At 42.2% G+C, this 25,413-nt stretch carries 27 protein-coding genes and 1 tRNA gene; 14 read left to right on the plus strand and 14 right to left on the minus strand.

Annotation, left to right across the window (positions count from 1 at the left end):
• Positions 1 to 30 precede the first annotated feature (30 nt).
• Positions 31 to 984, minus strand: a complete 954-nt coding sequence (locus NSTC745_RS19020) for an ABC transporter ATP-binding protein (RefSeq protein ID WP_445632319.1) — start codon at positions 982 to 984, stop codon at positions 31 to 33.
• Positions 985 to 1,451: 467 nt separating this feature from the next.
• Here NSTC745_RS19020 and NSTC745_RS19025 point away from each other — a divergent pair, with 467 nt between their 5' ends.
• From NSTC745_RS19025 to NSTC745_RS19040, 4 genes are all read left to right on the plus strand, one after another.
• Positions 1,452 to 2,054 carry a hypothetical protein gene (locus tag NSTC745_RS19025; protein ID WP_445632320.1) on the plus strand — a complete coding sequence of 201 codons (603 nt, stop codon included), beginning with the start codon at positions 1,452 to 1,454 and terminating at the stop codon, positions 2,052 to 2,054.
• 447 nt (positions 2,055 to 2,501) lie between these two features.
• The gene (gene remA, locus NSTC745_RS19030) at positions 2,502 to 2,768 is read left to right on the plus strand and encodes an extracellular matrix/biofilm regulator RemA (RefSeq protein ID WP_073639751.1); all 267 of its coding nucleotides are present in this window, start codon (positions 2,502 to 2,504) and stop codon (positions 2,766 to 2,768) included.
• Between the two features lie 168 nt (positions 2,769 to 2,936).
• Positions 2,937 to 3,536: a guanylate kinase gene (gene gmk / locus NSTC745_RS19035; protein ID WP_445632321.1), complete on the plus strand. Its 600-nt coding sequence runs from the start codon at positions 2,937 to 2,939 to the stop codon at positions 3,534 to 3,536.
• A 66-nt stretch (positions 3,537 to 3,602) separates the two neighbouring features.
• Entirely contained in the window at positions 3,603 to 3,725 is a 123-nt protein-coding gene (locus tag NSTC745_RS19040; protein WP_445632322.1) for a hypothetical protein, read from the plus strand.
• Between the two features lie 26 nt (positions 3,726 to 3,751).
• Here the strand turns inward: NSTC745_RS19040 and NSTC745_RS19045 are convergent, their stop codons facing one another.
• The 3 genes from NSTC745_RS19045 to NSTC745_RS19055 all read right to left on the minus strand — a co-directional run bounded on the left by NSTC745_RS19045 (position 3,752) and on the right by NSTC745_RS19055 (position 5,211).
• Positions 3,752 to 4,273 (minus strand): photosystem I reaction center protein subunit XI, encoded by a 522-nt coding sequence (locus NSTC745_RS19045; protein WP_445632323.1) that lies wholly within the window; start codon positions 4,271 to 4,273, stop codon positions 3,752 to 3,754.
• 255 nt (positions 4,274 to 4,528) lie between these two features.
• Complete coding sequence (gene psaJ, locus NSTC745_RS19050) at positions 4,529 to 4,678, minus strand: photosystem I reaction center subunit IX (RefSeq protein ID WP_445632324.1); 150 nt, start codon at positions 4,676 to 4,678, stop codon at positions 4,529 to 4,531.
• Between the two features lie 38 nt (positions 4,679 to 4,716).
• Complete coding sequence (locus NSTC745_RS19055) at positions 4,717 to 5,211, minus strand: Photosystem I reaction center subunit III (RefSeq protein WP_445632325.1); 495 nt, start codon at positions 5,209 to 5,211, stop codon at positions 4,717 to 4,719.
• Positions 5,212 to 5,546: 335 nt separating this feature from the next.
• Here NSTC745_RS19055 and tsaD point away from each other — a divergent pair, with 335 nt between their 5' ends.
• Positions 5,547 to 6,596, plus strand: coding sequence for a tRNA (adenosine(37)-N6)-threonylcarbamoyltransferase complex transferase subunit TsaD (gene tsaD / locus NSTC745_RS19060; protein WP_445632326.1), 1,050 nt, complete (start codon positions 5,547 to 5,549; stop codon positions 6,594 to 6,596).
• A gap of 163 nt (positions 6,597 to 6,759) precedes the next feature.
• Here tsaD and NSTC745_RS19065 read toward each other — a convergent pair whose 3' ends face one another.
• Together NSTC745_RS19065 and NSTC745_RS19070 are read right to left on the minus strand one after the other, a co-directional pair.
• The gene (locus tag NSTC745_RS19065; RefSeq protein ID WP_445632327.1) at positions 6,760 to 7,671 is read right to left on the minus strand and encodes an alpha/beta fold hydrolase; all 912 of its coding nucleotides are present in this window, start codon (positions 7,669 to 7,671) and stop codon (positions 6,760 to 6,762) included.
• Positions 7,672 to 7,888: 217 nt separating this feature from the next.
• Positions 7,889 to 8,608 carry a hypothetical protein gene (locus tag NSTC745_RS19070; RefSeq protein ID WP_445632328.1) on the minus strand — a complete coding sequence of 240 codons (720 nt, stop codon included), beginning with the start codon at positions 8,606 to 8,608 and terminating at the stop codon, positions 7,889 to 7,891.
• Positions 8,609 to 9,113: 505 nt separating this feature from the next.
• On the opposite strand from NSTC745_RS19070, the gene NSTC745_RS19075 reads away from it, so the two are divergent.
• From NSTC745_RS19075 to NSTC745_RS19100, 6 genes are all read left to right on the plus strand, one after another.
• The gene (locus tag NSTC745_RS19075; RefSeq protein ID WP_445632329.1) at positions 9,114 to 9,662 is read left to right on the plus strand and encodes a GNAT family N-acetyltransferase; all 549 of its coding nucleotides are present in this window, start codon (positions 9,114 to 9,116) and stop codon (positions 9,660 to 9,662) included.
• Positions 9,663 to 9,963: 301 nt separating this feature from the next.
• A tRNA-Pro gene (locus NSTC745_RS19080) sits at positions 9,964 to 10,037 on the plus strand.
• A gap of 862 nt (positions 10,038 to 10,899) precedes the next feature.
• The gene (locus NSTC745_RS19085; RefSeq protein ID WP_445632330.1) at positions 10,900 to 11,718 is read left to right on the plus strand and encodes a Tic22 family protein; all 819 of its coding nucleotides are present in this window, start codon (positions 10,900 to 10,902) and stop codon (positions 11,716 to 11,718) included.
• A 25-nt stretch (positions 11,719 to 11,743) separates the two neighbouring features.
• Positions 11,744 to 12,634 carry a peptide chain release factor N(5)-glutamine methyltransferase gene (gene prmC / locus NSTC745_RS19090; RefSeq protein ID WP_445632331.1) on the plus strand — a complete coding sequence of 297 codons (891 nt, stop codon included), beginning with the start codon at positions 11,744 to 11,746 and terminating at the stop codon, positions 12,632 to 12,634.
• Positions 12,635 to 12,824: 190 nt separating this feature from the next.
• Positions 12,825 to 13,427: an L-threonylcarbamoyladenylate synthase gene (locus NSTC745_RS19095; RefSeq protein WP_445632332.1), complete on the plus strand. Its 603-nt coding sequence runs from the start codon at positions 12,825 to 12,827 to the stop codon at positions 13,425 to 13,427.
• Between the two features lie 209 nt (positions 13,428 to 13,636).
• Positions 13,637 to 14,551: a sensor histidine kinase gene (locus tag NSTC745_RS19100; RefSeq protein WP_445632333.1), complete on the plus strand. Its 915-nt coding sequence runs from the start codon at positions 13,637 to 13,639 to the stop codon at positions 14,549 to 14,551.
• A 583-nt stretch (positions 14,552 to 15,134) separates the two neighbouring features.
• Here the strand turns inward: NSTC745_RS19100 and NSTC745_RS19105 are convergent.
• From NSTC745_RS19105 to NSTC745_RS19130, 6 genes are all read right to left on the minus strand, one after another.
• Positions 15,135 to 15,602 (minus strand): GNAT family N-acetyltransferase, encoded by a 468-nt coding sequence (locus tag NSTC745_RS19105; protein WP_445632334.1) that lies wholly within the window; start codon positions 15,600 to 15,602, stop codon positions 15,135 to 15,137.
• 117 nt (positions 15,603 to 15,719) lie between these two features.
• Positions 15,720 to 16,112 (minus strand): hypothetical protein, encoded by a 393-nt coding sequence (locus NSTC745_RS19110; protein WP_445638643.1) that lies wholly within the window; start codon positions 16,110 to 16,112, stop codon positions 15,720 to 15,722.
• A gap of 162 nt (positions 16,113 to 16,274) precedes the next feature.
• The gene (gene secF, locus NSTC745_RS19115; RefSeq protein WP_445632335.1) at positions 16,275 to 17,258 is read right to left on the minus strand and encodes a protein translocase subunit SecF; all 984 of its coding nucleotides are present in this window, start codon (positions 17,256 to 17,258) and stop codon (positions 16,275 to 16,277) included.
• Complete coding sequence (gene secD / locus NSTC745_RS19120) at positions 17,255 to 18,667, minus strand: protein translocase subunit SecD (protein ID WP_445638644.1); 1,413 nt, start codon at positions 18,665 to 18,667, stop codon at positions 17,255 to 17,257. The genes secF and secD overlap by 4 nt, the downstream gene beginning before the upstream one ends.
• A 224-nt stretch (positions 18,668 to 18,891) precedes the next feature.
• A complete protein-coding gene (locus NSTC745_RS19125; RefSeq protein WP_096539961.1) occupies positions 18,892 to 19,875 on the minus strand; it encodes an alpha-ketoacid dehydrogenase subunit beta in 984 nt (327 codons plus the stop codon).
• A gap of 899 nt (positions 19,876 to 20,774) precedes the next feature.
• Positions 20,775 to 21,065 carry a helix-turn-helix domain-containing protein gene (locus NSTC745_RS19130; RefSeq protein ID WP_096539965.1) on the minus strand — a complete coding sequence of 97 codons (291 nt, stop codon included), beginning with the start codon at positions 21,063 to 21,065 and terminating at the stop codon, positions 20,775 to 20,777.
• A gap of 312 nt (positions 21,066 to 21,377) precedes the next feature.
• Here NSTC745_RS19130 and NSTC745_RS19135 point away from each other — a divergent pair, with 312 nt between their 5' ends.
• Together NSTC745_RS19135 and NSTC745_RS19140 are read left to right on the plus strand one after the other, a co-directional pair.
• Complete coding sequence (locus NSTC745_RS19135; RefSeq protein ID WP_445632336.1) at positions 21,378 to 21,494, plus strand: DUF6888 family protein; 117 nt, start codon at positions 21,378 to 21,380, stop codon at positions 21,492 to 21,494.
• Complete coding sequence (locus NSTC745_RS19140; protein ID WP_445632337.1) at positions 21,491 to 21,703, plus strand: DUF6887 family protein; 213 nt, start codon at positions 21,491 to 21,493, stop codon at positions 21,701 to 21,703. Before NSTC745_RS19135 ends, NSTC745_RS19140 begins: the two co-directional genes overlap by 4 nt.
• Before the next feature lie 148 nt (positions 21,704 to 21,851).
• Here NSTC745_RS19140 and hemB read toward each other — a convergent pair whose 3' ends face one another.
• A complete protein-coding gene (gene hemB, locus NSTC745_RS19145; protein ID WP_445632338.1) occupies positions 21,852 to 22,832 on the minus strand; it encodes a porphobilinogen synthase in 981 nt (326 codons plus the stop codon).
• Between the two features lie 440 nt (positions 22,833 to 23,272).
• Positions 23,273 to 23,632, minus strand: coding sequence for a DUF4870 domain-containing protein (locus NSTC745_RS19150; protein WP_445632339.1), 360 nt, complete (start codon positions 23,630 to 23,632; stop codon positions 23,273 to 23,275).
• 125 nt (positions 23,633 to 23,757) lie between these two features.
• Here NSTC745_RS19150 and prfC point away from each other — a divergent pair, with 125 nt between their 5' ends.
• Entirely contained in the window at positions 23,758 to 25,386 is a 1,629-nt protein-coding gene (gene prfC / locus NSTC745_RS19155) for a peptide chain release factor 3 (protein WP_445632340.1), read from the plus strand.
• Positions 25,387 to 25,413: the final 27 nt, after the last annotated feature.

Here is a 25,413-nt window from a genome sequence, read left to right on the forward strand (position 1 = left end):
TATATTTACTGAAACTGTTCGCTAAAATTATCAGGCTGCCTGAGCATAAATGTGTGCAATTACTTCTTCCAGTGGTGGGTCTTCAATCGCAATATCAGCCACCGAACCCGCCTGGAGAATTTCAGTCATCACAGTTTCAATTGGTGTGATGCGGGTATTAACCTCCAGCTTGAGACTATATTCGCCAGCTTTGAGTTGTGTCACTCCTGGGAGACTGATTTCGGCGGGGGAAGTATGGAATTTGACGCTGAGAATCTTTGAGCCAAGGTATTGGCGGCGCATTGCTGAAACTTTGTCATCGAGTACCACGCGCCCGTGATTGATTACCACTACTCGCTGGGCTACCTGTTCGATGTCGCCTGCATCGTGGCTGGTGAGAAATACCGTTACCCCTTCAGTGCGATTCCATTCGCGGATGAGGTCGCGTAATTCCTGACGAGCAATTACATCCAGTCCAATTGTGGGTTCGTCGAGGAATAATACTTTAGGTGTATGGAGTAAACTGGCTGCTACTTCTGCTCGCATCCGCTGACCTAAAGACAACTTACGTACTGGGGTATTCCAAAACGGGCTGAGATCGAAACGCTCAACTAGTTGGTCGCGACGTTGAATATATTCTTGGCGATTGAGATTATAGATTCGCGCTAGTAACTCCAAGGTATCGCGGGGAGGTAGGTGATACCATAACTGCGATCGCTGCCCAAACACTACCCCAATCTGGTAAGCTAATTCGCGTCGATTTCGCCAAGGATTTAATCCCAGTAACCTTGCTGTTCCAGATGAAGGCTGTAGTATGCCTGTCAGCATCTTGATTGTAGTGGACTTCCCCGCGCCATTAGGGCCGATGAAGGCGATCGCTTGACCATGTGGAACGCTTAAACTAATCCCATCTACAGCCACAATCTCTTTGTGAGTGCGGTTGCGTCCCCAACCCCTACTTAGAGTAAACGTCTTGGATAAATTTTCCAGTTCTACCGCTGCCATCACCGATGAACCCCTTTAGGTGATTTTGTAATACAAGTATAATACAAACCCTGGCAGTATCATAAAACCTAGATTTTTAATAATTTTAAATCCAAACGAAATCCGTTCTGCGATTCAAGGTTGTGATGCGATCGTTCATCTAGCGGCATTGCTTGGAAGTCCTGAGGATGAAGCGAATGAAATAAAGTATCTTACTATAATAACGAGCTGTTCCAAATATAAGACTCGAACAAAAATGGTTCGCCTTTTATATATTTGCTACAAAGGCTTTCGGTAACATATTAGACCTCTTGCAAAAGTTACTTTTGCAAGAGACGGGGAAAGGTTAAAGGTTAAAGGTTTTTTCTTATTCCTTTTCCCTTTCCCCCTTCCCCTGCTTCTGCAAGAAGTCTATTGCCTATAGCCTGTTGCGTACCTCCACAACTAATTTCACAAGTCATTTAGGAATGCTATAGGAGATGATTTGAATGGCTTACAGTGATTTTAAATTAAGTGAAGTCATCCAAAAGTTTGGGCTAAAAATTGATGAGCAATCGGGATTATTTGCCAATATTCAGGAAGAAGATTATAGCGATCTACTAGCAACTATTCTTAGAGAAAATGTTGATTTAGCTGTTTCTATCAATACAGAAAAAGCGCGTTCTGAAATGATAATTAGCCCTATATTGCTAGAAGTCAGGCGTAAATTAAATTATGAAATTAGTTTGTTTTCAGGCGTTGATTTTAATGTTGATACTCAGAATGGGTTGAATGGCTTCTGTGATTTTCTCATCAGTCTTTCAAAAGAACAGCTTTTTATTCGCGCACCCGTAATTACCCTTGTAGAAGCAAAAAATGAAAACCTCAAATTAGGGCTGGCTCAGTGTATAGCAGAAATGGTAGCAGCCGATTTGTTTAACGAACAACAAGGTAATTCTATTAAAAGAATTTATGGTGCTGTGACTATTGGCACTATTTGGCAGTTTCTTAAATTAGAAGATAAAGTAGTTTCTATTGATTTAAGTGAATATTACATTAAAGATATAAAGAAAATTCTAGGAATTCTATTAAGCGCAATTAAGCAAGGTTAAGTCAGTTATTAAAAAGTACTAGTTGATTTTTAAACTAGTAGCTAACGCAGGATATGAGACTTACAGTGAAAAAACATCCCATCGTAGCACAGCTGTGTTAGCTCACAAATGTATAAATTATTTGAGATAATTTATTTTTCGGAAGTCCCTATTAGATTTTTACTCTACCTTTACTGAGTAGCTTTTGTTCTAATTCTTTTTCCGACCTAGATACTTGTTTCCAAAAAATAATGTACATCAATCGACTAGCTGATACAAGTATGATTTTCACTATATCTTTAGGTAGATTTTTGGGAATTTTAGGTGATAAATAGCTAAAAAAGCAGACATTATTTAAAAAACTACGGCTGACGTGAATTTAAGCGTTGTAACTCCTATTTATTGGCGATAACATGGAAATAAGTTTACTAAAAGCTTCTCAAACCGCGTTCGATACTCAGTTTTTTTATGGACATTCAGCTAATCAATATTGGCTTTGGCAACATCGTGTCTGCCAACCGAGTAGTTGCAATTGTCAGTCCAGAGTCTGCCCCGATTAAGCGGATTATTACCGATGCACGGGACAGAGGTCAACTGATTGATGCAACTTATGGCCGACGCACTAGGGCTGTAATTATCACTGATTCCAGCCACGTAATTCTGTCAGCGATTCAGCCAGAAACGGTAGCGAATCGCTTTGTGATTTCCCGCGATCATCAGACTGTAGATAATTGACAAGCAGTGGGTTAAAAACCTTACTCTATTTGCAGCCTATCGGCAGTACCATGTGAATTAGACCAATTTTTTGCCACCAACGTTACAAATCCTGTAGTCAATGGTGGGCTTGGCCACGAATACAAGAGTAATAAATAATATCTATTGATTAATTCACAGGTTAAACGGATGATCCGAGTTTTACCCATCCAGAGTCGCGCTACTAGCAAAGAATCTCCAAATCTAGGCAGATTAATTGTTTTAACTGGCCCTAGCGGAGTCGGTAAAGGTACTTTAATGCGATCGCTCCTACAGCGTCATCCGGAACTGTATTATTCCGTATCCGTGACGACCCGTTCTCCCCGTCCGGGGGAAATTGATGGCAAAAGTTATTACTTTATTAGCCGTAGTAAGTTTGAACAATTAATCACTGAAGGTGAATTTTTAGAATGGGCGGAATTTGCTGGTAATTATTATGGCACTCCCCGTGAAGCTGTGCTTAACCAGATTAATTCTGGCAAGTTGGTAGTGCTAGAAATTGAGTTAGAAGGAGCAAGACAAATTCGTGCTTCTTTCCCCAGTGCCTTGAGCATATTTATTTTACCGCCTTCATTTGAGGAATTGGAAAAACGGATACGCTCTCGCGGTCAAGACTCTGAAGATGCGATCGGCCGTCGTCTGCAACGCGCCCAAGAAGAAATTAAGGCCGCAGATGAATTTGATATTCAAATCGTTAATGACGATTTTAAAACTGCTTTAAATGACATCGAAGCGGCTTTATTTGGATAACATAGCATTTTTAACAACATACCCACCCCTAGCATTAATCAACAAAGGACACAAAGAAAAAGCTTTGTGTCCTTTGTCATTTGTCCTCTGTTACAAAGTCTGAGTGGAGGAAATCTCTCCTCAGACTTTGCCGTTTATCATTTTTCTTTCGTTATCGATCGCTTTTTGCTACTAATTACTAATCAATAACTAATGACCAATGACTAATGACCAAATTAACCAAATAAACCTTGAATTAATTCCAAGTTACTGGTTAAAAAGTAAGCCACTACCGCACCACCAATACCACCAATTAAGAAAGAACTGGCAAAGTTATTCCAGCTTTCTTTGGAGTTAAAAGCATCTGTCGGAGGATTGGGTACAGTAACACTCTTGAGCGCTTTTGGAGGATTACTATTGGCATACAAAGATAAAGCGCCGGTCAAAACAACAACTAAACCGATCGCTGATAATAAACCAGCTAAATTAGCATTAGCTGTATCCCGCAGTGGGCCCAATTTAGCAAAGGGGCCAAAAATCCAGTAACCGTGAGCTGCTCCCACCTCTAGCGCACGCCTACCAGCACTTAAACCTGGACGATAAGCAGGTAAGTTATTAATGAACCACTTGATCAAGGGAGAAGAATTAACCGGAGTTTCTAGGTTACCTATTTGCGGATTACCGAATGCAGGAAAAACAACTTCCCGATTTCTCGGATCGCTGGGGAGATTTTTGGATGCATCTACAGCTTGAGCCATATTATGTTCGCCTTTGAATTAAAATGGTGGCATTTTTATATTAATAATAATTGTAGCTAAAGATGTCTTTTGCTTAGGAAATTTAGAAAAATTAATTTAGCTAATTTGAAAGCTGTGAAACTCGCAATATATAAACATAATCGCGAGTTTCAAAAAACTATTTTTCCTGACTATTTAGGCGAAAATTTTGTCTAGTTAGTCCAAATAGACTAACTAAACAATTTCAGATAATTGCCCTAGAATTTCATTTTCCGCTTATGGTAGTGGGTGGAAAAGTAAATCTGGGAAAAAGCGATTGAATTCAATCAAAATACCTGCTGTGATTGTCAGCCATATAGTAGCTGCCACTGGCGCTGTGGAAAGAAATTTAATCAAATAGGATGAGTTGTCGGTTTTATCTGCCATGAATTTAGTCTCCAAACAAATGAATTAGTGAAACTGGTTTAGCGGGGGGAAATAGGAATTTCGGTATCTTTCGCTGCTAATTTACCAGAGGTTAATTCTTGGATTGCTGCTAGCGGCCAAGTAAAGCCTGTAGCAATGATAGGTAGTGCCAAAGCCAGATCGATTTGGATTTCTTTTTGTTCGGGATCGGCTTCCTTTTTGATCGTTTGCAGATAGGTACGACCTACCCAGCCAATCCAGCCAGCAATATATAAAAATAGAATGCTAGGGATCAAAAAATCACCAGCACGATCTAAACGACCATCAACAATCAAGTGGGGGTAACCCTCAGGACCGCACAGCGCTTGAGAATAACGCTCAAATCGCTTTCTTCCTGATTCTGGGTCACTAGTAGTATTCCGGGCATTAGCAGCTAGCTCTTGAAAAGCGGGATTGTCTCTGCAAGGTGTCAAATTAGCCCCTAGAGCTTGTGCTGGGGGGGCAAAGTTGCACCACAGACAAATCGCTAAAATCAAAGCAAACAATCGTCGCATAGAGTGTTTCCTTTTATTACAAAACAAAAAGTTCTTTGTACAAAACGAAGCGGCTTGTACAGTCTTTATTTGCATAACTAGGAAGTCATCATACTCTTGGGTGGGAACCGAGTAAAGTTTCAGTAAATAAAAGTTAAAGCTTCTCAACCAAGATCGCGTGGGAAATGGAGAATGGGCAGTGGGGCCTAGTGAGTAAGAACTGCTGAGTATATTAATTTTTGTAGTAGGGTAGTAAGCAAGGACGATTTTGTTTGTGCTACTCAAAATTTAGGACTCAGAACTCCGAGTTTGGAACTTCCTACTGCTTACTCCCCATTCCCCATTCTCTACCCTCAATGACAACCGTTTTAGCAATAGAAACTAGCTGTGATGAAACTGCTGTCGCAATTGTGAATAATCGTCAAGTTTACAGCAGCATTATCGCTTCGCAAATTCCAGTCCATCAGCAATATGGTGGGGTAGTGCCAGAAGTAGCGTCCCGCCAGCACTTGGAAACGATTAATCAAGCGATCGCTCAATCTCTAGAGCAAGCCAAACTAGACTGGGATAAAATTGATGGAATTGCCGCCACTTGCGCCCCTGGACTCGTGGGAGCGCTGCTGGTGGGATTAACTGCTGCCAAAACCCTGGCGATGGTACATAACAAACCTTTTTTGGGAGTCCACCATCTCGAAGGTCACATTTACGCAACTTACTTGAGCGAGCCAAGTTTAAATCCCCCTTTTCTTAGCTTACTGGTTTCAGGCGGACATACAAGCTTGATTTATGTTAAAGATTGTGGTATTTACGAAACGCTAGGGCAAACCCGTGATGATGCTGCCGGGGAAGCCTTTGATAAAGTGGCGCGATTATTAAAGCTGGGTTATCCCGGCGGCCCGGTAATTGACAAACTCGCACAACAGGGAAATCCCCAAGCCTTCCCATTACCAGAAGGAAAAGTTTCTTTACCTAGCGGCGGGTTTCATCGTTATGATGCGAGTTTTAGCGGGTTAAAAACGGCTGTATTGCGTTTAGTACAGCAGCTAGAGAAAGATGGCAAACAAGTGCCAGTAAAAGACGTAGCAGCTAGCTTTCAGGAGACTGTAGCGCGATCGCTAACCAAAAGAGCGATCGCCTGTGCCCTAGACTATGGTTTAGACACAATTGCCGTTGGAGGCGGCGTAGCAGCCAATAGCGGTCTGAGAAAAAACCTCCAAGCCGCCGCCACTGAACATAACCTACGGGTTCTATTTCCGCCGTTGAAATTCTGTACTGACAACGCCGCCATGATTGGCTGCGCCGCCGCCGAACATCTATCCTCTGGACATACATCGCCCTTGACACTGGGCGTTGAATCTAGATTAGCCCTGAATCAGGTGATGAAGTTGTATCAAACTGTTGAGTAGTCATTTGTCATTGGTCATTGGTCATTGGTCATTGGTCATTTGTAACTACCAATAACCAATGCCTCATAATGTCACTTGGTTCAAGCCGGGAAACGGCAAGGGCGCAATCGCTCCCCCATGTCTCATGCCTAATGACAAAAGACAAATGACTAATGACTATTGACTATTGACTCTTAACTATCGATCGGATGTAATCGGCTACTGCATCTGGTTGCTCTAACATAGCCAAGTGTCCGCAATTAGGAATTTCTAAAACATTATCACCACAGTATTGAAACAGTCTGTGGAAGCTAGCTAAATGACGGACGTACTTGGGTTCCATAACTTTGTCTTCCGAACCAGCCAAAAAATAAACTGGCTGCTGAAGTTGAGATACTAGCTCAGGTAAGCGGTTGATTTCTTCTTCAGTTGTAGAATCTAACAGAGTTCCCAGCGCCGCTTCTGGGTCAGCCACTACGAAATCAATCACCCGCTGACGCGCCCAATAGCGCTCTAAAGGACGCGCCACACTGGCTCTGGTAAACAGCAAATCAATTAAAGGCACTTGGGAGAGCCAACGCGGACGGATTTGCAAAAATTTCTGACCTGCTGAGCGAAACTGCTCAAAAGCTTCTTTGAGGTAAATACCGCCACCAGCGTTGATACAAATAACTCCCTTAACACACTCAGGTATTAGATCTGCTCCCCATAGAGCGATCGTACCTCCTAAAGAGTGACCAATTAGCCAAGCACTAGTAATATTTAGCTGTTCCAGAAGAATTGCTAAATCCTGAGCATAGGCAGCAGGGGTATAAAGAGAATCGAAAGGTGAACTAAACCCACTACTGGAGATGGGTGTCAGACTTACAGACGTTTGTGCCCGACTAAAATCAGTTTTTACCTGGGACTGGGATTCACCAAAACCCCGCAAATCATAGGACAGGCACTGCAAATCATCTGATAGGCGGGAAATCACAGGTTGCCAGTATCCACGGCTATTGAGCCAACCGTGAATAAATACTAAAGCGTGGGGGCAGGAAGTGGGAGCCGTTAGCTCGTATGCGTGTGGAACGCCCAAGATTTCAATAGTTGCCATACTTATATCGTACCCCTAAGGGTGGGTGCGACTAAATACGAAGTTTGAGGAGTTAGGAGTTCAGAGTTTGGAGTTACAAAATCAACAACTCCCAACTCCTAACCTCAGGTTATAGGGTACAGGAGATAAGACATAATTTTGGTTGAATATGCCTTGTAAGCCATAACCTACTCTCTTACTTAACTCCAAACTCTTAACTCTTAACTCCTAACTTTTTTCATCTCCCCAGCAACCTCTGTCGCACCCCTTCAGCAATTTTGTGACCCAGATATTCAGGAATCAAGCTTTCATTGGGCCCCAACAAGTAGAGAATCAGCCGCGTACGTCCGCGCCAAACGAGTAAATTGGCATTGACTACCAGCAGATCTTCCTGCCAGATGGCATACATTACTTTGTAAAATAATCCTGGTTGATTATCAGCTTCAATCACTAGGGCAGGGAGATGAAAAACCGGATCGACATAGAACTCAGTTTGTACCTGCTCTAAGCCCGTGTCAAGATTGAATTCTACTGCCAGCATTTCTTCTACCTCAAACCGACCTCCTAAAGCTTCGCGAATGGCGCGGCAGACATTTTCTGCGGTTTTATCGGTCAAGGCTTTACTACCACGAGAGACTAGCAGTTTGATAAAAACTAACATCGGCGGACGGATTTGACCGTATAGACTCAGACCGTGGATTGTTAAACCATAAGCTGCTAGTACACCAAAAATATCGCTGAGCAGAAAAGACTGGTTGCGGTAGGCAAAATGCAAGGCACTTTTGCTACCTTCCGGTTTCAGTTCAATAACAGCGCGTCTAGTCTTATAGAGACGGTAGGCTAGCCGTAAATTTTGTAGTTGAATCTCACTGCTGACGAATTGCTCATAAAACTGGGGAAACGCTCGATTAAAGCGCTTTAGGAGTTCCAGTGTCGAAGATTTTAAACCAGAAGCCATTGTTAAGGGTAAGACTCGCTTGCTTTCGTCACCTGGGGACTAGGGACTGGGTATTGAGAACTGGGGAGTGGGAAAAGTTTTCCCGGTATTCAAATCCCTGATATACCATTCACTCTTAAGCTAACCTGCATTTAAGCTGCATACGAACAATTCACAGGATCTTTGCCAGAATTGGGTTTTCTTTATTTATTTCCAGAAAAGTCACAAGCAGCTTGGGTTGTTTCCCACACAGTCAGCCAGAGGAATCACAACAGGGTATGATTTTTTTTGAATTACTTATATTCTTCCCTTTTGCTGAATTTTTACTAGGGTTTACAACAAAATGCTAAAGTTGAAGATGATTGGTGTGAAACATGCCCTTTGTGGCTAGTACGATTACAAATCTCGAAAACAACCCAAAAATTTTGAGTGTTAGGGGTAGTAAATGAGGCTAGCTACGTTAAGCATGAATCAACACTCCTGAGAGTGGAAGCCAATTTAGTTATATTACCCGAACCTTGTTGGCATGGGTTTTTGGAAAACTTGGTTTAGTACTCCTGAGTCTGTAGCGACAACTAGAACAAACTCATTTGAAGAACATACAGCGGAAACCGCGGGTAATAGCGCCAGTGGTGTTAGTGAAGCTTCTTCAAAAGAGGCTCGCATCGTCTTCAGTACAGAGCGAGACATCGATCTGTATGAACTAGAAGAACTCTGTGATGCAGTTGGTTGGTCGCGTCGTCCTTTAAGAAAAGTCAAAAAAGCCATTGAGCATAGTTTTCTCGTCGCCTCGATGTGGCAGGTAAGAGGAAACCAAAAACGGCTCATTGGTTTTGCCCGCGCTACTTCAGATCATGCCTTTAATGCCACAATTTGGGATGTGGTCGTTCACCCAGACTTCCAAAATCAAGGACTGGGCAAGGCACTGATGAAATACGTCCTCAAAAAACTGAGGAGTGAAGAGATTAGCAATGTGACTCTCTTTGCCGATCCTCATGTTGTAGATTTCTACCGAACTATGGGGTTTATGCCAGATCCAGAAGGTATTAAAGGTATGTTCTGGTATCCTCACTAAGAGCCGATTCAAATAAAACCCGATTTCCACAATAAAATCAGGTACTTTAGTAAAGTTGTATTGTTTTGATATGGTTTGGGAAGGTTAAGCCGACAAGCAAGCACAAAATATTATGTCTTGTAGAACTCAGTCGGCACAAAAACCTTTATTTAATTTAAAGGGGCTATGTATCTGGTGTTTACAGGGAAAAAAATTTTGCAAGAGCAGTATTATGTGATATAATAGCCTTAATGCTTTTGCTAAAGGGCGATCGCTTGTCTAAAAAGTCAGAACCCAACCGCAAAAAGTAGATAGGTGTAGCCGGGATGTAGCGCAGCTTGGTAGCGCGCCTGCTTTGGGAGCAGGATGCCGCAGGTTCAAATCCTGTCATCCCGATTTAGTTAAGAGATATTAATTAAACCCGTACTTATTGATAAATTTGGTTGGGTTTAATTGATATGTCTGATGAAAAAATCAAAAATTACTAACATTGCGATCGCTGAGGCACACTGTTAGCGAATCTCCACACACAGGTATACAAAGACGTAGCACTGCTACGTCTCTACAAGGTTTTCGGGTAAGGCAGAATTAATTTCACTAGATGTCTATATTTATTAAGGGTTTTTTGTCTGAGCAATCAAGTAAATCTACAAACTCTCTGAAAAATTTCTGCCATTTAGGGCAAATAGACTAAAGTTTTGTTGCTAAAATGAGCAATCAAGTTGCATATTTTCACGCAGAAAATTAATCTGGTTATTTTTGTCTTGGACTAGCTTTTTAAGGATGTTAGCTAAATTTAGTCTTTGATAAATAAGGTACTCGCGATCCTGTACTTTGTATAAATTTGAGAAGATATTTAGTTAGGGCTAGATGGAACGATTGATAAAGTCATGCCGTCACCCAGTATTAGAGAAAGTCAATACAATGGCATTTATTATTTTCAGGGTTAGAAAGACTTTTCACTGTTCGACAAGCCAAAAAATAAGCATCTACAGAATTTAGCGGCGAACAGCAAAGTAAAATTGACAAAAACACGACTTTAGCACAGTCTATTGGTAAAGGCGATATTATAACAATCTTCAATAGTTGGGATTATTTTACTTCGATCGTTGACTTTCAACAGTCAATTGACCTCATGAGTTGTTTACAAATAAATTTTCACAACTAAAATAGATTGCTATATAACTGAAGCTAGTTGGTGCTGTGCAAATCCAACCATTTGTTTAGTTTAATTGTCTTATTGATGCGAGGAGCAGTCATGAAATCATTGGTTCGTTGGGGCGCAACATTAGGTATAGCTGGGAGTGTCTTTTTAGGAGGACTTTCAGGAATAGGTAATCTGCCAGGACTAGGTAATCTAGAGGCGGTGGCTTTACCACAAGACCAAGTAGTGAAAAAGCTACAAGAAGTACCCGTATTCACTCTCACAAATCCCAAAGGCGAATTCGTAGTTCTTTCCAGGAACAACCAATCCAAGACCGTCTCTCAAGTAGGATTTTTTATTAGCAAGCAAGATGCTCAAAAATTCCTTGATAATCGCTTGAAAAAAGAAAATCCTCAACTGGCAAGCACCTTACAGGTAAGACCTTTGTCTTTGGCTGACTACTATAAGATAGTGCTGGAAAGCAAAAAGAAGTCAGACTCAGTAATTTATACTTTAGTCCCGACCCAAGCACAGGTAGCGTCAGCAACAAGTATGGTGAACGCAAATGGTAAAAAAGTTGAGCAATTCAACGGTATTCCTTTGTTTGTGCCGAAATTTAAAAAAGATAATAGCTATCTGACAATTCCTCTGGCAAAAGGTAACGAGCGCTACATTCCTTTCTTTTTTGAAAAAGAACAAGCTGTAGCTCTGCTTGATGAATTTAAAAAAGCCGTACCCAAGGAAGCAGAAAACACTGAAATTCAGGTGGTGGATTTATACGGTGTGATGGAAGCTCTCAATACTAGCAACGATCCCAGTATTAATAAAATTGTTTTATATCCATCGCGGGAATCTATCAATTTTATTCGATCGCTTGCGCCGAATCAGTCACCTGCTGCTAAGCCTGCTGCTGCACCCGCTCCGAAAAAATAATCGATTTGCTCTCCAAGGTTGAGGCATGGGGGACAAACATCTGATAGTTTCTGGTTTAGAACTTTGGCAGTGGCGGAATGCAGCAGTTAAAGCAGCTTGCGCCACTGATGTTCCACCAACAGAAGTAGATTGGTTACTCCAAGAAGTAGCTGGTTTAGATCGTTTGGCACTCCGTTTGGAGTCTTTTAAAAATTGGCCGCAAATTCAGATGCAATTACCTCTGGAAGAGTTAGATCGGTTGTGGCAGAGGCGATTAAATGAACGTTTGCCGGTGCAGTATATTGCCAAAGCTACACCTTGGCGTCAGTTTAAAATCGCCGTATCGAATGCGGTTTTGATTCCGCGACCAGAAACAGAATGCTTAATTGATTTGGCTGTAGCAGCTGGTGGTAATGCTTCGGGACACTGGGCGGATTTGGGTACCGGCAGTGGAGCGATCGCCATTGGACTAGCAGATGCCTTGCCAAACGCAACAATTCATGCAGTTGATTACAGCGTTGAAGCATTGGCGATCGCCCAAACCAATGCCAATAATTTGGGTCTGGCTGACCGCATTCGATTTTATCAAGGTTCTTGGTGGGAGCCACTGACATTCCTCAAAGGTCAGTTCAGTGGTATGGTGTCGAATCCCCCTTACATACCCACCAGTACCTTACCTAGTTTGCAACCAGAAGTATTCAACCACGAACCACATCTAGCTTTGGATGGTGGTGCTGATGGCTTAGATTGCATCCGCCATTTGATAGATATTTCTCCTCAGTATTTACAACCTGGTGGTGTCTGGCTGATTGAGATGATGGCGGGACAGGCAGATACAGTGCGAGAACTTTTAGAAAATCAAGGTAGCTATTGTAAAATTCAAATTCACCCTGACTTAGCTGGAATTGAACGCTTCGCCCTAGCTTATAAAAGTTAGGAGCGATAAGTAAAAATCTTTGCAAAAAAGGAATTAGCTCTAGGGGCGCACATCTGTGCGCCTCTACTGTATGGTTTAATATATCGATACTGCCTTTAACTAGAGTTGAAAATTGGTGTATGTCTGCATGAGAACGCTTTCGATCGCCGCTGCTAAATTTTAACTCTTAACTCCTAACTGTTTCGTAAACATGACCCAAGTTTCTCTAGAAAAGCTCATAGCTGGCGCACGCGCTGGTTCCTTGGTGAGTTTTCCCACAGACACGGTTCCCGCGCTAGCAGCAATACCAGAAAAAGCCGAATTAATTTTTGTGGCAAAGCAACGCAGTCAAGACAAACCTTTGATTTTGATGGCTGCTAGTGCTCAAGATTTGTGGCCTTATGTCAAAGGTAGCGAAAACGAGTATAAAATTTGGCAAGAATTAACAGATAAATATTGGCCGGGAGGGCTGACATTAGTGTTACCAGCAAGTCAGCTTCTGCCAAAAGTTATGAATCCTACTGACCCGACAACAATTGGGATTCGAGTACCTAACAGTGCGATCGCTCAAACTATTTTGGCGCAAACAGGCCCTCTGGCCACCACTAGTGCGAATTTCTCCGGTCAGCCGCCTTTGCAAACAATGGCTGAAATTACGGCTCAGTTTCCCGATGTTTTGACTCTGACAACGACAGAATCCGAGAATGAAATACTAGGATTGGGTATACCTTCCACCGTTGCCAAATGGACAGGAATTAATTGGCAGATTCTCCGGCAAGGTGCAATAAAGTTAAATTCATCGAATGATAAATAAATATATAGCGATCGTATTTTAGTTGTAAAAAATGTTATTGGTAGCTGTTGACTGTTAACAGTTAACAGTCAACAGCAGCAAGATTTCACAAATCATTTAAAACTGCTAGACATAGCTATAATGTTGTTTCCCTAGTTTCAACAGCCCAAAAATACGGAACTTTAATTTGGGTTGTTGTGGTCAATTAACAAGTTAATAATTGCCAAAATATGAATTGGAGTAACTGGATATATTTAGGAGCAGGAATAGCACTAGGTCTAGGTTTTTGTCGATTATTTAAGCGATTGCCAAACTCTTCATCTAGCTTATCCCCGGTAGCGCCATTAGACCAACAGGATATGCCATCAATATCACAACAAATGCAGCAAACCCAGCTAGCGTACTTGATGGCAAGAGAAATGAGCCAGTTTAAAGCTGGTTTTTTGGCGCGGACGACCCACGAATTGCGATCGCCCCTGAATGGTTTAATTGGTTTACATCAGTTAATTTTGTCAGATCTGTGTGAAAGTCCTGCTGAAGAACGAGAATTTATTGTCCAAGCTCATGAGCGAACCTTGAAACTGCTAAAGCTAATGGATGAAATTCTCAACGTTGCCAGAACCGAGCATGGTACAAATAAACTAGATATTCAACCGAGATCCTTAGCTAACATTTTGGAGGAAGTTTATAACTTAACTTATATGCTGGCGGCAAATCGCAATTTCCCGTTGCAATTGTTACCAGCAGACCCAGAAATTTATGTTTTGGCAGATCATCTCTGCCTCCGCCAAATATTAATCAGTTTAATAGATAGTGCCATTAGTCAGATGGAAGAAGGCAGCATTTATATTTCTACCAGCAATGCCTCTACAAATAATTTTGTGAATATTTGGCTAGATGTACCAGCGAATACCATACCTTCGAGCGAGCTAATTGACTCGATTAAATCTGAAAATCAGCTGAGTCAAGCTCATTTAGAGAGCGTTACCCTTTCTCCAGGAATGAGGCTATTAATCAATCAAATTCTGGTTGAAGTTATGGGAGGAAAACTAGAAATTTTCCCTTCTCCAATTCTCAAGGAATTACCGCAGCAGCACAGCAGACTACAAATTTCTATTCCTGTATCTGGTAGTGCTGAGTGCTGATTCAAAGCGGTTGGAAATCACAAAAGCCTTTTCGCTCTGCTAATAAATCCCCTTTAAATAATAAGTCTTTAAATGGATGATATTAAAAGGCTTAGAAGCATCGCTCAAATTCAATTTCAAGTTCAAAATTCAGATAAGTAGGTGGACACAATTATTTAGAAGACGCATTTCGACTTCTCCCAAAGGGAGACGCTACGCCAAGCAAGATCCCGTTCGCGCAGCGTCTCCGTTAGGAGAAGGGTAGGGTACGCTCAATGCTCGATCGCTGAGAAGGCGAGGGTTGAGTTTCGACTACGCTCAACTTCCGCGGAGCCGAAACCCGGCAACCTCTTTTTTAGTTGAATTTAGTGTTTCTACTTAATTCAAAGTTGAAAAATTAAAAAATTCTACCAATTTGAAAAAAGAATACGACAGATGCGTAGGGGCACAACAATGTTGTGCCCTTACGGATAATTGATGTGTCGCAAACATTATTTGAATTGGTATTATTTAATTAATTTTGAATTCGAGGATACCCCTGGAAAGAAGCAAGGTAGCAAGAGTGTATCGTAGAGAAGCGATAGTCAACAGTCAACGCACACCACTATTTCGGTGATTGTTCGAGTTCAACTTCTGTATCAGGAAGCAAACTCAGGTTAGCTAAGTTATGCAAGACCATCGTAGTAGTCGTGTTTGGCTGGAAACCAATCTTTTTGTAGAATTCCTGTTGATGAGTAGTCATCAGATAAACGCGCTCAACCCATCTCATGCGGGGATGGCTCAAAACAGTTTCCACTAAATTGCTTCCCAGACCGTTATTTCGATACTCTGGATGAATCACAACATCCCAAATCGTAGCGCGATATATGCCATCAGATGTTGCTCTAGCAAAGCCTATGAGTCGCTGACTGTCCCAGGCGGAAATCACTGGCTCACTGTTGGCAATGGCTATACTTAAATCCTCAATACTGCGGCCTTTTGCCCAGAAAGCTGAAATATTTAACAGTTCTTGGAGTTGATAAAGGTCAATTTCAGATTTGCGATCGCTAAATTGAATTTGAGGATTATTCATGTATTGCACTCACTTTGGCTGTATCTTAGCTATTGCTAAGTCATATTTTGCTGGAAATTGTTGAATGTGTATATCTATATGCAACGAGAGACAAAATTTAGTTAGCTAGGTCAATATTCAGTAACAAACCCACTTCCATAAAGGATGAGTTGGCCCTTGCTGACGTATTCGATAAACTTGTTTTTCTAAACGTTGTTTTTCTTGCTCTGGTAATCCCAGTAAGATATTGCGACTTTGCCAAACTAAGACAGCAGCAGTCATCCCAATACAAAAAGCTAAACCGAAGGTAGGCAGTGGATGATAGAAAAGTCCATATCGCACTGCTACCCAAGTAAAATATTGTTGCCACAGAGAAATTTCTGAACGTAGCCCCCATAAAGAAACAGGCGCAACAGTGAGCCATAAAAAGCTCACAAATAACCATCTACCATATACTGTTAGCTGGTATAGCCTTTCTACTTGTTGAGCAAATGCTGGGTCAGTTGTCATTTGTTCTTTGTCATTGGTCATTTGTTCTTTGTCATTTGTCATTTGTTCTCTCTTACAAAGTTCCGATGGTCGGGAACCTCTCTTCGAGACGCTACGCGAACGCAAGAGACTTTGCGCTTTGTCATTTGTCATTTGTCAGTTGTCCTTTTTATTCACTAATGACTAATGACTAATGACTAATGACTAATTACCCGCAGATGTATCAATTTCAGCATTAACTAACCCCTGAGATCTATCCGTGCGTTCTCGCCACAAAGTTAAGAGAGTGCTGGCGATGAAAATACTTGAATAAGCCCCCATTGTAAAGCCAATAATTAAAGCTAGGGCAAAATTCTTGAGTGTTTCTCCACCAAATAGAAAGATTGCAAATAATGTTAGCAATGTTGTTAAAGTCGTGTTGATAGACCTTGCTAGGGTTTGGTTGACGGCATCATCAACAATGTCAGCGATCGCTCTGTTGGGATTGATTGCCAGGGTTTCTCGAATGCGATCGTAAATCACCACTGTATCGTTGACTGAAAAACCTGTAATCGTCAGTAGAGCAACGATAAATAAGCTATCGACTTCAGTACCCAATACTAAACCTAAAATCGAAAAAATCCCTACTGTGACCAAGACATCATGAAATAGAGCGACGACAGCAAACACCGCATAATCTAACTGAAACCGGAAACTCAAGTAAATAATAATACCTGCAAAGGAAACGATCAGAGCTATTACCCCAGATCTAAACAGTTCTCCTCCCAGAGTCGGGCCAACGGTATCAAATTGATTTTTTTGGTCATCAAAAGTACCGATTTTTTCGCTTAAGGCATTTTGCAAGTTAGTACGCTGCTCGCGATCCAAATTTTTTGTGCGAATTAATATACCATTTTCTGCACCAGTGCTTTTGTCAGCGACAATTTGGATGCTGCTATCGCCGAGTCCTTGAGCTTTAGCGACTTCTCGAACGACGTTGATATCAATGGGGCGATCGCAGTTACCGGGTTTGGTACAATCCCTTTCAAACTGTAATCGCGTACCACCGACGAAATCCAAACTAGGACGAAGGGGTGCTTTAATGTTGGGGTTTTGCCAAGAAATCACCATTGAGATGATACCAGCTAAGATAATGGCACTAGAAATAGCCCACCAAAGCGATCGCGATTTGTTAATACTCAGTTTCATTGAGACACCTCTGCCTTATTTGATGTTGGCAGGTTGGGAGAAAAATATTCTGGTTTCCGCAGTGCGGGAATTGTATATGCTAAAAACATCAAGGTGCGAGTACAAGTAATTGCACTAAACATACTCACAGCTACACCCAAAGCCAAAGTCAGAGCGAAGCCTTTTACCAAACCAGCCCCTAGCCAGAATAGCGCAGCACAGGCGATGACTGTGGTCACGTTGCCGTCTAAAATACTCGAAAAAGCACGGTAAAAGCCAGATTCTATAGAACGATACAGCGATTTGCCTGCTTGCAATTCTTCCCGCGTCCGCTCAAAAATGAGTACGTTTGCATCAACCGCCATACCAATACTGAGAATAAAACCGGCAATTCCTGGTAGGGTTAGGGTCACACCCAACAGAGCAAAGGTAGCCCAGGTCAACAAGGAATAGATTAATAATGCTAGATCGGCAATCAATCCTGGTAGTCTATAGTACACCACCATAAATATTAATACCAAAACCAGACCACCAATACCAGCATAGATACTGCTAGTGATGCTGTCTTTACCTAAAGTTGCCCCAACAGTACGAATCTCTGCAATTTCTACTGGTACGGGTAATGCGCCACCGCGTAGCTGTACGCCCAAATCATTAGCTTGTTGTGCGGTAAACCGACCGGTAATTACGGCAGAACCTCCGGTAATTCCAGTAGAGGCAAATTCAATACCGACAGTAGGAGCGCTGATTAGTTCATTATCCAGAAATACACCAATACTACGCCCAGTCCCAGCAAGGCTTTTCGTCAGCTGAGCGAAAAGTTCACCACCCTTTTGGTCGAAGCGAATGGCAACATTCCAATTGTTACCTTGAGTGGGTTCGCCATAGGCATCTTTGAGGTATTTACCGATTAGCGGCGGGTTGGTGCTTTCAAACAATTCAACGATCGCTTGATTATTTTTCTGTAAATCTTCTTGATTTTTGGCTATTGCTGCTTTATCATTGCTTTTTCTCAATTCTTCTTGCTTTATCTTCAATTCAGCTCGTGATGTTTGGAAAGCTAAAAGTTGAGTTTCTGTATTCGGCTTTTGCGTGCGAAATTCTAACTGCGCCGTACCCCCTAGCACCCGTTCAGCTTGCTCTGGGTCGTTGACCCCTGGCAATTGCACTAATATCTTATCTGTGCCGACTGTTTGGATCACTGGCTCAGAAACACCCAAACCATTAATCCGACCTTCGACAACTTTCTTCACACCTTCCAATTCACGGTCACTGATTTGGGGAATTTCTGCTGATGGTTTCACCTGAATTGTGAGCTGTGAACCTCCCCGCAAATCAAGTCCAAGAGGTATCGGAATCGTAGCAATCACCGTTATCGCGGCGATTACTAGAACTAAAATCAAAATTAATAGCGATCGCTGTCTTTGCATACCATAACTCGCAACTGACAAAGGCTATAATAGCGCTCTTTTATGCAGTTATGAATGGAAAGTGGGCATTGGGCATGGGGCATTGGGCATTGGGTATGGGCAAGCAGGAAGTGTGGGAGGGGTGGGAGGATGGGGAAGAAATCTTTCCCCCCACACTTCCCACACTTCCCCATCTCCACATCTTTTCATCTCCCCTGCCTCCCCTGCCCCTCTGCCCCTCTGCGCTACACCCGCAAAGCTACCATTTTTTCTACAGCTTCCACTATTTGCTCTGGTTGGACAATGGTTAGTCTTTCCAGATTGCCGTTGTAAGGTGTGGGAATATCTTGGGAAGAAAGCCGCAGTACTGGTGCATCCAACTCATCAAATAAGCGATCGTTAATTGAAGCGATGACTTCTGCTCCTATACCCGCAGTTCGCATGGATTCTTCCACAACAATGACTTTATGGGTTTTTCTTACTGATGCACCAATGGTATCAAAATCTAATGGTTTGAGGGATATTAAATCGATTACTTCTGGATCGTATCCTTGTTTTTCAAGGGTTTTTACTGCTTGCAGCACGTGATGGCGCATCCGAGAATAAGTAATAATTGTGACATCTTTACCTTGACGCACAAGTTCTGCTTTATCCAGGGGAAGCAGGTATTCTTCTTCTGGTAAGTCTTCTTTTAAGTTGTAAAGTAGAACGTGTTCAAAGAACAATACCGGATTATCATCGCGGATAGCGGATTTTAGTAGTCCTTTCGCGTTTCTGGGTGTGGAACAGGCAACAATCTTCAACCCTGGTACCGCTTGAAAGTAGGTTTCTAGTCGCTGGGAATGTTCAGCCCCTAGCTGCCGTCCCACACCTCCGGGGCCGCGAATTACCATCGGAATTTTGAAGTTTCCGCCAGAAGTATAGCGCAGCATCCCAGCGTTATTGGATATTTGATTGAACGCTAGGAGTAAAAAGCCCATATTCATACCTTCGATGATGGGGCGCAACCCAGTCATAGCTGCTCCCACTGCCAAGCCGGTAAAGCTGTTTTCAGCGATGGGGGTGTCTAGAACTCGGAGTTCGCCATACTTTTGGTACAGGTCTTTGGTAACTTTATAGGAGCCGCCGTAGTGTCCTACGTCTTCACCAAGAACAAATACGCTGGAGTCACGCGCCATTTCTTCATCAATGGCTTCACGCAAGGCGTTGAAGAATAGTGTTTCTGCCATTTAGCCCTTTAGTACGATTATGGTTTTAGAATTTTATCGTGTGGTTGTGGCAAATACCGTGAGCGATCGCACTGGTTAGAGTTTAGGTTATTTAAACGAACCGCCCCAGGCATAAACCCTAAGAATTGCTAAAAAGTTTCTTTGTTGATTGTTTCTGATTTCTCATCTCCCATGCTGTCTGTTTAATTGCTATTTTCCCTCTAAGCAGGAACTAATCGCCCAGACAACTATATCAAAATTGTTACCCAACTCAATATTTTAGGTAAATATACGGTAGCAGATGTCTTGAAAACCAACTATTTAACAGACCAAGGAAGTGCTGATTTTTTGCTCATCAGCCGTGAGAAGGTTTATCAATCAAGATCGAAACTTTATCTTTCCAGTAGTGGTAGAAGCGGAATCTTCACTGGAGCAAAATCAAACATCAAACTTTAACTCCAAAACAGGGGCACAATTAGTCGCTGATGGTCAAATGCCTGACTTATGCTGCCTTCCCATTAGCTTAAGATGCCAATACCTGAGAAACATCAAGTTACCAAGACAGCTAACGCACTTTAGACTAGGAGTTGTAAATCAAAAAATCTACATTCCTAAGTTAGATTTTATCAACAAGAATCTAGAATTCAGGACTCAGAGTTCAGAATTCAGAATTCAGTATGACTGGGCGATAAGTAGAAGGCAACAGGCAGAAAGCAGAATGCAGAAGAGAAAAGTCAGTTGCTATCAAGCTTTTAAACTTTTGTATTTTACATTTAATTATGTCTAGCTACTGAGCGCAGCCCTAATGAGCCTGCGGCCCTGTGAACCTTGCTGTAAAACCGAACTTTTTCTAGTTATGCATTCAGAATTCTGACTCCTGAATTCTGAGTTCTGAATTCTGAATTCCGACTCCTGAATTCTCAGCTACAAACTGGCGAATCAGTTACTTGAGGTACTGGAGTATCTGGAAAGCGTCTCGGCCTACCTGGTTTGCGTTTATGTCGCTGATTAATTGACTTTTCACTTGCCGCTGCCAACTCTTCAGGTGTACATTTGAACAGACGCAAAGCATCTAAATATTTTTTTGGCGTCATAGTAGGTTCAGTACGCCCAGCCTCCCAGTTGCGAACACTAGTTTCGCTGATTGCAAGCCTGAAGGCGACCTCCGCACGGCTAAGACCAGCACGCTCTCTCAGGACTTGCATATCCATATTTCATGTTCCCCTCGAAAATATTGAAACCTTTTATTAAATCAATTGACATTAAATGGCAATTGAGGAAAATTTATTAACTATCTTCTTTTATAAGCGATCGCGTCCCCCTATTGCAAACACGAGAATCCCGTGTTTATGTATTATCACGGGGACAATATGCATAAAATATGTTTAAACACTTCGCAGTTGAAAGATGCCAATTTGACTCAAATCAGGTCAGAGTAAAAAATCTGTTGTAGTAATAATTTAAATATGCCTACTGTAGAACAATTGAAAACATTGTTTATCTTAAGTTTTTAGGCTACTAAAATGTATTTACTTGTGTTTTTATTACGAATTGATGAACGAACAAAAAATATTGTAATTCTCGCTGGTGAAGAAAATGAAATTCTAATTTACCTAGACGGAAAGTGGAGATATCTATGAGCAAACAAGATTTTATAACAATGCCCCGTGCCCAATTACGCCAATATATCCTTGACCGCAGAGAAGATGATGAAGCCTTTCAAATTTATTTAGATAGATTCACCTTTGAAGATTCTGTAATCTTCCCTGCACCGCAGTCAATAGATGATTTAGAAAATTTCCCAGAGTTACATCAACAGAACTTAGAAAGACTACGAAACCAAGCTTAAGGCTTCTCCAACATGCTCAAAAAACTTTTTCCAAAAATATCAATAAATCATAGCCAAGTATAAAATCTCACACCCAGACACCAAAACACAGCTCTTGTGCCTTTGCGCCTCTGCGTGAGATTTTTCAACTCTTACTCAATTCCTCACCCTACTTTAACCATCGCGCCGCATCTTTAGCATGATAAGTCAAAATCAAATCTGCCCCAGCGCGTTTCAAACCAGTTAAAGTTTCCAAAACCACACGCTCTTCATCAACCCAACCATTCAGAGCCGCAGCTTTAATCATCGAATACTCACCAGAAACATTGTAAGCTGCAACTGGTAAATTACTTGCTTCCTTCACCCGCCAGATAATGTCCATATATGCCAAGGCTGGCTTTACCATCAGCATATCAGCACCTTCGGCAATATCCAATTCAATTTCTTTAATTGCTTCGCGACTATTACCTGGGTCCATTTGGTAAGTTCTTCTGTCTCCAAATTGCGGCGTTGAGTCTGCTGCATCCCGAAATGGCCCGTAATAAGCCGAAGCATACTTAGCAGCATAAGACAAAATCGGTGTGTCTTGGAATCCAGCTTCATCCAAACCCTGACGAATTGCTTGCACAAAGCCATCCATCATCCCAGAAGGCGCGATGATATCCGCACCGGCATTTGCTTGAGAAACTGCTGTTTTTTTCAACAATTCCAAAGTTGGGTCATTTAAAACCCGTCCTGTCAAATCGCCAACTTGCAGATAACCACAGTGTCCGTGACTGGTATACTCACACAAACAAGTATCAGCAACCACAATCAAATCTGGTACTGCTGCTTTGACAGCAGTCGCAGCTTTTTGAACAATACCGCAATCATGCCAAGCGCCAGTAGCATCTACATCCTTATCAGCCGGAATACCAAATAGAATGATGGCAGGAATTCCTAAGTCATAAACTTCTTTCGCTTCTTCGACAATTTTATCTACCGAAAGCTGGTAGACTCCAGGCATAGATTTTACCTCATTAGCGATTCCGTCACCCGGTACGGCAAATAATGGGTAAATGAAATCGCTTGTTGTCAAAACAGTTTCACGAACCATCCGGCGCAGTTGGGGATGGGTACGCAAACGGCGGGGGCGATGTGTAGGAAACATAAAATTTTATGAAGAAAAACAACGCAATGGACACAAAACAAAGCGTCACAAAAGCAGGGGAAAAGTTTCCTGCCATCAGACAGACTACAAAAAGTGCTTAACTGACATTTGCCCTACCTGAATTAAGCTGTAGGGCAATTTTGTATTTTACAGCTTGATTGACATCTATCCGACGAGTTAGAAAAACAATATCAAAAATGGGCATGGGGGAGCCAGTGCGATCCTGTCGCATTGCGTCGGAAAGCAACTGGCGTCATGGGGCATTGGGCATTGGGTATTTATCTATATATCTATAAACAATAAGAAATTCACAGTTGAAAATTCTAAGACCCTCTAGGGCAAAATACTGGCTATTAATTGTTTAGAAACTAAAGGCACAAGAGCAAAATAAAAATAAACCACAATTATTAATGCCCCATGCCCCATACCCATTTTTTATGCTAAAACACTCGTAAAATAAAGGGATAGCGAAAGGGTGTATCAGGATTGCTAAAAATCTTAGTAATTGCCCAAATCGTTAGTCCCCAGTGCAACAAATAGCCAATACCTGCTAGTGGCCCCAGTAATAATAGTGGTAAGACCAGCCAACCGAATAGAAAAAACAACGCTCCTAGAATCGCTCCATAGAACCAGACATTAAAGTGGAAATTGATGGATTCTTTGGCGTTTTCTTTAACAACAGGATCGTCAGATACGAACAGTACAGCAATAGGTATACCGATAGATACAACAGCTGTGCTGAAAAAAATGGCTCCATGAGACAAGGCAGATAAAAGCTTTCGCTTGTCTGTGTCGTACATTCCTTTCTCCTAAAATTTCGTCAGAATTATTGATTATATTACGACCCGATCGCGAGCAACGTTGTCTTAAGATTAAAAGACTTGCCAACGAAAAAAATTAAGTTAAGTTACAAACAAATACAGTTATGTCAATTGAACTTGAGTCTGAACTCGATCGCGCAGTTGAACTTCGTCGCAACTTTGCAATTATATCTCACCCTGATGCGGGTAAAACGACGCTGACAGAGAAGCTACTGCTATACGGAGGCGCAATTCACGAAGCTGGGGCGGTCAAAGCACGGCGGGCACAGCGCAAAGCTACTTCAGACTGGATGGCGATGGAACAACAACGGGGTATTTCCATTACTTCCACGGTGTTGCAATTTTCATACCGAGACTGTCAAATAAATTTATTAGACACACCCGGACACCAAGATTTCAGTGAAGATACTTATCGAACTCTTGCCGCCGCCGATAATGCAGTGATGCTGATTGATGCGGCAAAAGGTTTGGAACCCCAAACTCGGAAGTTATTTGAGGTGTGTAAACTGCGGGATATCCCGATTTTTACATTTGTCAACAAACTCGATCGCCCAGGAAGAGAACCTTTAGAACTTTTGGATGAAATCGAGCAAGAATTGAAGTTGCAAACCTATGCAGTAAACTGGCCCATTGGCATGGGCGATCGCTTTAAAGGTGTTTTTGACCGACACAAGCAACAAATCCACCTGTTTGAGCGCAGCGCCCACGGTAGCCGAGAAGCCCGTGATACGATAGTGGAATTAGGCGATCGGAGAATAGAACAGCTGCTAGAACAAGACCTGTACTATCAACTGAAAAACGATCTAGAACTGTTGGAAGGAGTTGGCCCGGAGCTAGATTTGCAGTTGGTACACGAAGGCAAAATGACGCCAGTGTTCTTTGGTAGCGCCATGACAAACTTTGGGGTAGAGTTATTCCTCAAATACTTCCTAGACTATGCCCTCAAACCCGGTTCTCATCTCAGCAGTGTTGGCGAAGTTCCTCCTACATATCCAGAGTTTTCTGGGTTTGTATTCAAACTGCAAGCAAACATGGACCCGAAACACCGCGATCGCGTCGCCTTTGTCCGGGTCTGCACTGGTAAGTTTGAAAAAGATATGATGGTGAATCACGCTCGCACTGGTAAACTCGTCCGTCTCTCCCGTCCGCAAAAACTCTTTGCTCAGGAGAGGGAATCGATTGATGAAGCTTATCCTGGCGATGTGATCGGTTTGAACAATCCCGGTGTTTTTGCCATCGGGGATACAATTTACACGGGGCAAAAGCTGGAATATGAAGGGATTCCGTATTTTTCGCCGGAACTGTTTGCAACTCTCAGGAACCCCAACCCCTCGAAGTTCAAGCAATTCCAAAAAGGCGTTGCGGAATTACGCGAAGAAGGTGCTGTGCAAATTATGTATTCAACTGATGAAGCCAAGCGCGATCCAATTTTAGCCGCGGTGGGTCAGTTGCAATTTGAGGTGGTGCAGTTTCGTTTACAAAATGAGTATGGCGTAGAAACCATACTAGATTTATTACCCTATAGTGTCGCCCGTTGGGTTGAAGGTGGTTGGGAAGCATTAAATAAAGTGGGACGTTTATTCAATACCACTACAGTCAAAGATAGTATGGGACGCCCAGTGTTGCTATTCCGGAATGAATGGAATTGCCAACAACTAGAGGGCGACCATCCAGAGTTGAAATTAAGCGCGATCGCTCCAGTATTTTCGAGTCAACAACCAGTGGAGGAATGAAGAAGAATTCAGAATACAGAATTCAGA

The sequence above is a fragment of the Nostoc sp. DSM 114161 genome (assembly GCF_052692665.1).